At 34.3% G+C, this 10,825-nt stretch carries 4 protein-coding genes; 2 read left to right on the forward strand and 2 right to left on the reverse strand.

Annotation, left to right across the window (positions count from 1 at the left end; all coding sequences use genetic code 11):
- The first annotated feature begins 120 nt into the window (after nt 1-120).
- On the forward strand, nt 121-7,392 hold the full coding sequence (locus tag AB8B90_RS05710) for a choice-of-anchor D domain-containing protein (protein WP_405334584.1): 7,272 nt from the start codon (nt 121-123) through the stop codon (nt 7,390-7,392).
- A gap of 66 nt (nt 7,393-7,458) precedes the next feature.
- Here the strand turns inward: AB8B90_RS05710 and hisS are convergent, their stop codons facing one another.
- Complete coding sequence (gene hisS, locus AB8B90_RS05715; RefSeq protein ID WP_405334587.1) at nt 7,459-8,829, reverse strand: histidine--tRNA ligase; 1,371 nt, start codon at nt 8,827-8,829, stop codon at nt 7,459-7,461.
- Between the two features lie 197 nt (nt 8,830-9,026).
- Between hisS and AB8B90_RS05720 the strand changes: the two genes are divergently transcribed.
- Nucleotides 9,027-10,262: an ABC transporter permease gene (locus AB8B90_RS05720; protein WP_405334588.1), complete on the forward strand. Its 1,236-nt coding sequence runs from the start codon at nt 9,027-9,029 to the stop codon at nt 10,260-10,262.
- Between the two features lie 10 nt (nt 10,263-10,272).
- On the opposite strand, the gene AB8B90_RS05725 is transcribed toward AB8B90_RS05720, so the two are convergent.
- The gene (locus AB8B90_RS05725; protein WP_405334590.1) at nt 10,273-10,746 is read right to left on the reverse strand and encodes a DUF6495 family protein; all 474 of its coding nucleotides are present in this window, start codon (nt 10,744-10,746) and stop codon (nt 10,273-10,275) included.
- Nucleotides 10,747-10,825 lie beyond the last annotated feature (79 nt).

A 10,825-nucleotide genomic window follows, 5' to 3' on the forward strand; every position in this document is an offset into this window, starting at 1 on the left:
TGAAAATCAATGTTTTAAAAAAAACATTATGCATTTCATCGATTTTATTTGCATTTCATGGAGTATTCGTATATGTTTGTACCATAAATTAATTAGTCCCAAACTAAAATTTAACCGCTTATGAAAATTTCTACACTTTCATTCAGAAAGTATACCCTAGTTATAGGTATGCTTTTATCAACAACATTTCTGTTTTCACAAACAGCAGATTTTAATGTCCAACATTTACAAGATGATGTAGGTAACTCTGGAGGAACTAATACTTCTTTCACACCTGTAGCATCATTAAACAATGCAGTAGCGATCCCTAACAACAACCGTAAAACTCATGCAGGTCCAAACGGATCTACAGGAACATTTCAAGGCGATGATTTAGCAGGAGCTAGAGTATTATCAGGTACAGGAACTTTAAATTATTATAGAGAATCTGGATCCTCAGGTTCAAACATGAGATTTAATACTTCTATATGGGAATATGTAGGACCTCCTGGCGGTAATAATGAAATGATTGTCCGCGGAAGATACACTGTCAACCTGAATGGCACTAATAACAGTACAACACAAGGTTTATCAGGAATTGTAAATGCTAATAAATGTATCCCGTTTATAACAGGGATTATGAATAATGCTACAAGTCAAGATGCAGACTCTGGAACAGCAATTGCTTATTTAGAAAGTGCAGCAACTATGAGAGTTCAAAAAGGGTCTAATGCAAATAATGTAACTGTTTATATAACACTTGTTGAATTTACTGGAAGTAACTGGAATGTTCTCCATGGTGATTCAGGAAATGCAGCATCAGACACAGGAACTATTACTTTAAGAAATAATTCTGATGGTACAGGATCTGCTACTAATGTTAGTTCATGGAATCAAGCAATGATTTTTGGACAACACAGAGGAGACATGACCACAAGTGGTACTAATGATGCTTTGGCTGATAATTGGCCAGTGTTTGACCCAGGATCTAACAATCAAAGAGTAGACTGGACTTTTCATTCAAATCACGATTCAAATGCCACAAATAGTAATCGTCATTTTGTTCATGTTTTAGTGAATTCTGGATTAAATGTTTCAAGATTTCAAAACACATCAAACTCTGCTGGCGCAACTAATATAAATATTACTAGTGCTGGTTTATCAAATACAAATGAAGCTCTAATTATAGGTTCATCAAGAACAAGTGGTGGTGGTCAAGCTTATGCAAGAGGATGGAGAAACTACTATTTAAATTCAACAACTCAAGCTGCACATTGGTGTCACAGAAGTGGGAATACAATAAGTCATGAATTACAGATAATTAATTTAGATGGACTTACTACAACTGTCGCTGGCCCAGAAATTAATATTCAAGGTAATGCAATGACAATAGCTGATGGTGATATTTTTCCAACTCCCGCTGATGATACTGATTTTGGAAATGTAGATGTTTCTGCAGGAACAAACTTAAATACATTCACTATACAAAACATAGGTACGACTTCTTTATCTGTAGGTGCAATTACAATTTCAGGTACAAATGCTTCTGACTTTACTGTAACAGCAAGTCCATCTGGATCTGTTGCAGCCTCTGGAAGCACAACTTTTAATATTACATTTAACCCTAGTGCAACTGGATTAAGAACAGCGTCAGTTAGCATTGTTAATGGAGATAGTGACGAAAACCCTTATAATTTTAATATCCAAGGAACTGGTACTAGTATATCATACTCTAACGTATCTGTTTCTGTAACCTGGCCAAGTTGGTCTGGTGAAAACCGTGTTGAAGTCTACAATCCTAGTGGTACTTTAATAGCAACTATTGATGATGGTTATGATGGTAGTAACGGAAATTTTTCTACAACTGTTAATCTAGGTTGTTTACAAGATTTAAATAATTACTATATAACTATGTATGATAGTTATGGAGATGCATGGAATGGCGCAGCTAATGTAACAGTAACATCTGGTGGCTCAATTGTGTTAACAAATGATGGCAGCAGTTTAACTTCTGCCGGTGTTGGTGTTGATGTATTCTTTAATGTGTCTGGTGGTGGTGGTAATGAAATTGAAATTACTGGTCTTGGAAATACTATAGCTGATGGTGACACTACTCCTTCTGTAACCGATGACACTGATTTCGGATCTGTTGATGTAGCTGCTGGAACTAATGCAAATACATTTACAATAAACAATCTAGGTTGTTCAATATTAAATTTAACTGGGTCATCACCATATGTTACAATTTCTGGTACAAATGCTGCAGATTTTTCTGTAACTGCAATTCCTTCCGCTTCTATTTCTAGTGGAAGTAGTACAACTTTTGAAATCACGTTTAATCCAAGTGCTACTGGTTCAAGAACTGCAACAATTAGTATTGTTAATGATGATAGTGATGAAAACCCATACAACTTTAATATTGAAGGAACAGGATTTACGGCTTCACCAGAAATTAACGTTACTGGTGACGGAAATACAATTAATGATGGTGACATTTTTCCAAGTACAACTGATGACACTGAATTCCCTGCAGTCGCTGTAACTGGTTCAACTCATACAAATACCTTCACAATTGAAAACTTAGGTGGTGCAACTTTAAATATAGGTACAATAACTATAGCAGGTGTTCATGCTTCAGAATTTACTGTAACATCTGGTCCAGCAACTACTGTAGCTCCTTCTGGTTCTACAACTTTTGATGTGACATTTGATCCTGCTGCTGTAGGTCTAAGAACTGCAAATATTACAATTGCAAACAACGATAGTAACGAAAGTACATACTACTTTAATATCCAAGGGTATGGTATTACTCCTGGTGTTTGTACAACAACTGTATCTTCTTATCCATATTCAGAAAGTTTTGAATCAGGATTTGGATCATGGCTTCAAGACCTCAACGGTGTGACTGATGATTTTGATTGGTCGAGAACCAATACAAGTACTCCAAGTGGAGGAACAGGACCTAATGCAGCTCATGATGGAAGTTATTATATTTTCACCGAAGCTTCAGGGAATTTAAATGACACGGCACAACTAGTTAGTCCTTGTTTTGATTTAACAGGAGCTACTAATCCTAGGTTAACTTTTTTCTATCACATGTATGGTAGTGTTACCAGTGGTGGTACAACAACAAATTATATGGGAGATCTAACAGTTGAAATTAGTACAGATAACGGTCTTAGCTATAGCTCAGTATTATTCAGTCAAATAGGTTATACACAAACTAATAGTAATTCATCTTTCATCCCTATTAGTGTAGACCTAAGTAGTTATATTGGTCAAACAGTAAAAATCAGATTAAAAGGCGATATGTCTAACGACTCTAGAAGTGATATAGCAATTGACCTTGTAACAATAACAGAAAAACCAAATCCAACTGTAGCTCCTGGAGGAGTAACTTCAGATTTAGCGCTATGGCTAAAAGCTGATGACGGGCTAAGCTTAACTACAGGTCAAAATGTGTCTTCTTGGGAAGATCAAGGTCTTGGTAGTGATGCAAGAGTAAACAACACCTCACAAAGACCTACATATTTCGATAATACTACTAAAAATGTAAACTTTAATCCTGTTATTGAATTTGATAATTCATATACATCTGTATCTATAGATGGTGACTATTCTCATGACAGTACAACAACAGAATTTTTATCTGGTGATTTTGGATTCTATACTCAAGATATTTTTCTTGTTATTATTCCAGATGACACACCAATCAATCGTAATTTTGGTTTTATGGATGTCTTTTGTAGTGATGCAGTCTTAGGCAGTGCAGCTACTGATGCAACAGGTATTGGTTTTGGTAATTATACTGGTAGAGTAGATAATGAAGTAATTTGTTATGCTTACGATTCATATGACAATGACCCTAATGATGGTTATGGTGTTGCCCAGACTGGTGGTGCTAGTTATAATAATGTTGGTATCATAAACACAAGAAATAATACAGGAAATAGTCTACAAGAATTATATTATAATGCTAATGATATAGAAGATTATCAAAATGACACTATTGAATTCGATAATGCAAACGATTCTAGATGGTGGATTGGACGCAGTGAAGGCTGGGAAGCATCTTTAAATGCAAGAGTTGCTGAGGTTATCACCTATTCGGCAAGAAAAGATGACGCAAATCTAACTGAAGAACGCAATAGAATAGAATCTTATTTAGCTATTAAATATGGTATTACACTTGGTGTAAATGGTACAACTCAAGACTATGTTGATAGTGATGGTACAGTTATCTGGGATCAATCTGCAAATGTCGGTTACAACTATGATATTGCAGGTATTGGTAGAGATGATGCCTCTGAATTAAATCAAAAACAATCAAGAAGTGTGAATAATGCCAATGATGATATGGATTCTGACCCTGAAACAAACAGAACACAAGGTATTTTAACAATTGGCTTAACTGATATTTATGATACTAATAAATTAAACCAATCTGATAATGCAACATCCCTTAATGATAAAGAATACTTAGTATGGGGTAATAATGGTGCTAATCTTAATTCTGCTGCAGGAGAAGAATTTGTTAACATGAGTTCAGGCATCTCACCTGCATTAACAACTACTGTAAGTTTTGTTGCTATGCAAAGAGTATGGAAGGTTGTTGAAAATGGTGGAGATATTCCAACAGCTAAGGTTAGAATTCCAATTGATGCGATTAGAAATATCGATCCTCCTGGTAGTTTTTACATGTTCATTTCTAGCACTGGAGTATTTGACCCAACTGCAGATTACAGAATTATGAGAGATGATGGGAACGGAAATCTTGAAACAGACTATGATTTTGATGGCACAAAGTATATCACATTTGGTTATGCTCCTCAAGTTGAAGTTGAACGGTCTATCTATTTTGATGGAGTTGTTGATTATGTGGATATGGAAGATGCTTTAGACTTAAATCCAGACGAGTTTACGATCTCTGCATGGATTAAAAGAGATGCTGCCGATTCTGGTACTAAATCTATTATTTCTAAAAGGGACGTTTCTTATACTCAAGGTTATGACTTTAGAATTTTAAATAATAATAGATTACACTTCTCATGGAAAAATGGTGGTCCGGCTCAAATTATTTCACCTACTACTAGAATACCTGATGATGAATGGCACCATGTGGCTGCTATTTACGATGGATCGACAGTAACAATATATATTGATGGTATTGAAGCAGGATCAGAAAGCAGAACACCTCCTGGTGAAACTGATGAATCATTCTACATTGCAGCAGCAGGAAAAAATGCTCCTGTACAGCATTTTAGAGGAAATATTGATGAAGTAAGAGTATGGGATACTGAACTAACTCCGAATCAACTCAGATTTATAATGAATCAAGAGATTGAAGACAATGCAGGTATAACTGCTGGTAAAGTACTACCTACTTCAATAACTAAAAATGAAATTGCTACCATTCCATGGTCAGAACTTGCTGGTTATTATCCAATGTCTATATACACTTATACAAATACAGAGGATGCCTCAGGTAATTTAAATCAAGGTGCTCTAAGAAATCTAAACACAGTCGATAGACAAACTGCTCCATTACCTTATGAGTCAACTCAAAATGGTGATTGGGATACACAAAGCTCTTGGCAAAACGGAACATTACAAACAATTCCAGGAACAACTTCAATTGTTAGTAATTCACAAACTGTTGACTGGAATATTGTAAGAACAAATCATAATATTACAATTGATGATGACTCTGATTTACCTTCTGGCAAAGATGGAAACAGAAAAGTGTTAGGATTAATGGTTGATAGCAATGAATTAGAAGTTAGTGGTATTACCGATGCTACTACAAATACAGGATACGGACTTACAGTAACTCATTATTTAACTCTAGACGGAACTATTGATCTTGAAGGAGAGTCGCAATTAATACAAGATGAAGATAGTGACTTAATTGTTGGTGGAACAGGGCGTTTAGAACGCGATCAACAAGGAACAGCTGATACGTACACTTATAATTATTGGTCTTCTCCAGTTGGACAAACTGATGCTGCTACAAACGAATTTAGATATAGCTTAACTGATGTTTTACAAAATGTTGGATTTAACACTAGTGGCTATGATGGTACTTCGTCTCCATTGAGAATTGCTGATTACTGGGTGTGGACATTCTCTAACTTAGCTGATGGAGATTACTCAGCATGGCAACATACAAGAAGTACAGGTACTATTTTCGCTGGTGAAGGTTTCACCATGAAAGGTCCTGGAACAGGAGACCTAGATGAAGATCAAAACTATGTCTTTAGAGGTAAACCAAATAATGGAGATATTGAATTAACTATTAATGCTGGAAACAATTATTTAGTTGGAAACCCTTACCCTTCTGCTATCGATGCTGTTGAATTTATTAATGACAACCTTGGTGTAACTACTGGAACATTATATTTCTGGGAACATTGGGGCGGTGGAAATCATATCTTATCTCAATACCAAGGTGGTTATGCTCAAATGAATTTATCTGGAGGCACTCCTTCTGTAACATTAGGTGTTCCAGTTCCTGGAGTTAATAACACAGGCGGAGCTAGAAAAACACCTGGAAGATATATTCCGGTTAGTCAAGGTTTCTTTGTTGATGCTAATACAGGAGGACAAATTATTTTTGAAAATGACCAACGACAATTCCAAAAAGAAGATGGTTCATTAGCAGGAAGCTCAGTGTTCATAAGAAACAGTGAATTAATGGCTACCAATAGTCAAACAGAAACTTCTGCAGACCCAAGAATGAAATTTAGAATTGGTATTTATACAGTGAATGAAATTAATCGTCAATTATTATTAACAATCGACCCTAATGCTACTACAGCTGTAGATTTAGGTTACGATGGTATTGTAAATGAATCTCAAATAGATGATATGTATTGGATGATTGATGGTGGAAAATACATCATTCAAGGTAGTGATGATGTCGAAATTGATACAACATATCCATTAGGTATTATTACAGATACTCAAGGTGTAAATACAATTAGTATTAATGCTCTTGAAAATGTACCAAACGATATGGATATATTTATCCATGACATTCAAAATGCTACTTATCACAATCTAAGAGAAAGTGATTATGAAATTTATCTTGATGCAGGCGAGCACCTAGATAGATTTGAAATGACATTTAGAGATGCAGACGATACCTTAAGCGTTGATGATAATAAAGAATTAAGCGCATTAGAAGTATTCTACTCAAATGACATTGAAAGCTTAATATTATTAAACCCTAATTTTAAAGAAGTAAAGTCTATCGAATTATTCAATATTGTTGGACAATCGATTCACACTATAAAAGATATTTCAGAACTGGACTATTCTGAATATGAAGTTAAGAATTTAAGTTCTGGAACTTACATTGTAAAAATAAATACTGCAAGCGGTTCAGTATCCAAGAAAGTTTTAGTAAAATAATAGACCCAAATCTACCTTAAACTTAACTTATTTAAAAAGCCTCAAAGAAATTTGAGGCTTTTTTATTTATTGCAAAGTTTTTAGCATCTCATCAAAAGTGAGTGAATTTTGATCTCCAGTCTTCATGTTTTTTAAAGTAAAAGTATTCGAATTCATTTCAGATTCACCTAATAATACCACAAAAGGAATATTTCGTTTATTAGCATAATTAAATTGCTTGATGGTCTTCTTATGATCGGGATATAATTCTGCTCGAACACCATATCCACGAAGTTGTTTGATAGCTTTCATACTAGCCATTGCTTCAGCATTTCCAAAATTGATAAACAATACTTTGGTCGTGTCTAAAACAGTCTCTGGAAATAATCCTAATTCTTCTAAAACTAGATAAATACGATCTAAACCAAAACTAATACCAATACCACTCGTATTAGGTTTACCAAAAATTTCAGTAAGATTATCATAACGACCTCCTCCTCCAATAGATCCCATTTTTACACCTTCGGGAGCCGAAACCTCATAAATAGCACCAGTGTAATAATTCAATCCACGAGCAAGTGTAACATCTAATTGAAGTGAAGCTGTTTGCAAACTCAGTGATTCAATCCCATGATTTATAAATTCCAATTCTTCAATGCCTTTTTTGCCTTCTTCAGAAGCATTTAAAATAGATTTCAATTCCTTAATTTGAGAACCAAAATCACCTTTCAGATTAAACAGAGGCTGTAATTTATCAATACCAGACTGCGGAATCCCATTATCTAACATTTCAGTTTTCACCTTCTCCTCTCCTATTTTATCTAATTTATCTAAAGCAACTGTAAAGTCTATAAGTTTATCTTGAGCACCTATCACTTCAGCAATTCCAGATAAAATTTTACGATTATTAATTTTTATAGTTACATCTTTTAATCCTAAAGCAGTGAATACAGCATCGTAAAGTTGAACAAACTCAACTTCTTGCCAAAGCGAATCACTTCCAACAACATCTGCATCACATTGATAAAACTCTCTAAAGCGACCTTTTTGTGGTCGATCTGCTCTCCAAACGGGTTGAATTTGATAACGTTTAAACGGAAAGTCAATTTCATTCTGGTGCTGCACAACATATCTCGCAAAAGGAACGGTTAAATCATAGCGAAGTGCTTTCTCTGAAATACTAGAAGTCATCTTATTGGAATCCTTCGAAGCATATAAATTCTCATCAACTTTACTTAAATAATCACCACTATTTAAAATCTTAAAAATCAAACGATCTCCTTCCTCTCCATATTTCCCCATCAATGTGCTCGAGTTTTCGAAACTTGGTGTTTCAATAGGTTGAAATCCAAATAGTTCAAACTGGCTTTTAATCACATTAAAAATATAGTTTCGTTTTGAAACTTCTTGAGGATTAAAATCTCTTGTACCTTTTGGAATGCTTGGTTTTTGTGCCATAATATGTTCTGTAAAGACAGAAGTCGATTTGAAGTGAATTTTATTCTGAAATGAGTAAAATCACATATGATTAATCATAAATTATCACAAAAATATTATAAATTTCATAGGCAGTCGAAAGTTATTTCATTTTTATAGTAACTTTATAGGTGTTTTGTAGTCTTACATTAAAACACAACCAACTTTTAAAGTGTATTATGTTTTCATTAGTTAGAGAAAATATCCGAATTGCATTTGATTCTATCAAAAGTCAATTACTTCGTACAATCCTCACCATTTTAATCATAGCTATTGGTATTACTGCCCTAGTTGGAATATTAAGTGCTGTTTCGGCTCTTGAAAACACAATTTCTAGTGATTTTTCCTCAATGGGTGCAAATACGTTTAATATCCAGCGTTATGAGTTCAATACACAGCGAAGAAGTGAAAGGCAAAAAATAAATCCTATAATTAGTTATAGGAATGTGAAAGATTTTGAAGAAAAATATACCTTTCCGTTTACAAAAACATCTATTTCTTTTATCGGTACTTTTGGAGCTGAGGTAAAATATGAAAATGAAAAAACAGATCCTGAGGTACAAATCTTAGGAATTAATGAAAATTACATCACAAACTCTGGCCTTGAAGTCGACTTAGGAAGAGACCTCAACTACTTTGACGTACAAAATAGCAACAATGTTTGCGTTATAGGAAGTGACCTTAGAAAAGCGCTACTTAATGACGTTAATCCAATTAACAAAACGATTAGTGTTAGAGGCGCTAAATTTAAAGTGATTGGTGTTTTAAAAGAAAAAGGCGCAACTTTTGGAAATAATCAAGATTTAAGAATCTTTATGCCGCTACAAAAAGCACGTACTATTTTTACTAATCCTAATATCAATTATAGTTTAAGCGTAAAAACAGACAAAAAAGATATGCTTGAAGGCGCACAAGATGAAGCCATTTTATTGTTTAGAAATATTAGAGGACTAAATCCTGTTGAAGAAAACAACTTCGGTTTAGAGCGAAGCGATGATCTTATTAACCGAATTGGCTCAATTACAGGAGTTTTAGAAACTGCTGCCTGGATTATAAGTATTATCACTATTTTCGGCTCTACAATCGCGCTTTTAAACATGATGCTAGTCTCTGTAACAGAGCGCACTAGAGAGATTGGAGTAAGAAAAGCTTTAGGTGCAAAACGAAGCACAATAGCCTTTCAGTTTTTTATTGAAACCATAATCATAGGTCAGCTAGGTGGTCTTTTAGGCATCATCTTAGGTATTCTCCTCGGCTTCGGATTTGCGGCAATTGTAGACTTTAAATTTGTAATTCCTTGGTCAGCTATGATCGCTGCCTCCATCATTACATTTGTAGTCGCAGTAATATCAGGTTCATATCCTGCAAATAAAGCAGCTAGACTTGACCCTATTGAGTCATTGCGATACGAATAAACAAAGCAACTTATTTACTTACCAAATTTTCAAAATATTGGTACAACTGACCTTTGGTTATGCTTGCTCCTTCAGACACTAATTTAAATTTATCTTGGTTTTTAGTCTCCGAATACTCTTTTTTAGCAGTAAAGAATTCTACATCATCAGACAATAAATTATCTCTAAACCAAGCATAACCTTCTGTAGTTGTTATATCAATATCTGAAGCTTTAATTTTTAGTGAAATCAATCGCATGTGTTTTTCTGTACAGTGAAACAAATGCATTTGTTGAGGTGAAATATGCTCCAAGTATTCAACCTTAGACAATACGCCTTCCCAAATCAAATCACTAAACACATCTAACTCTTGTTCAGCAACTTCAGGCTTATTAGTCTTGATATCTGACCATTCTTGAGCAGTAATAGATTGTGTCGCTAAAAAATTAATAAACTCTTGATGCAATTCTTCAAATTGTTCTTTAGTGAGTCTTGAATATTTCATTTGTTTTTCTTTTAAATATAAAAATGGAAAAAGCCTCAACTTAATGCTGAGGCTTTAATTATAATGTATTTGAGTCTTA

The organism is Psychroserpens sp. (assembly GCF_045105015.1).
Lineage (GTDB): Bacteria > Bacteroidota > Bacteroidia > Flavobacteriales > Flavobacteriaceae > Psychroserpens.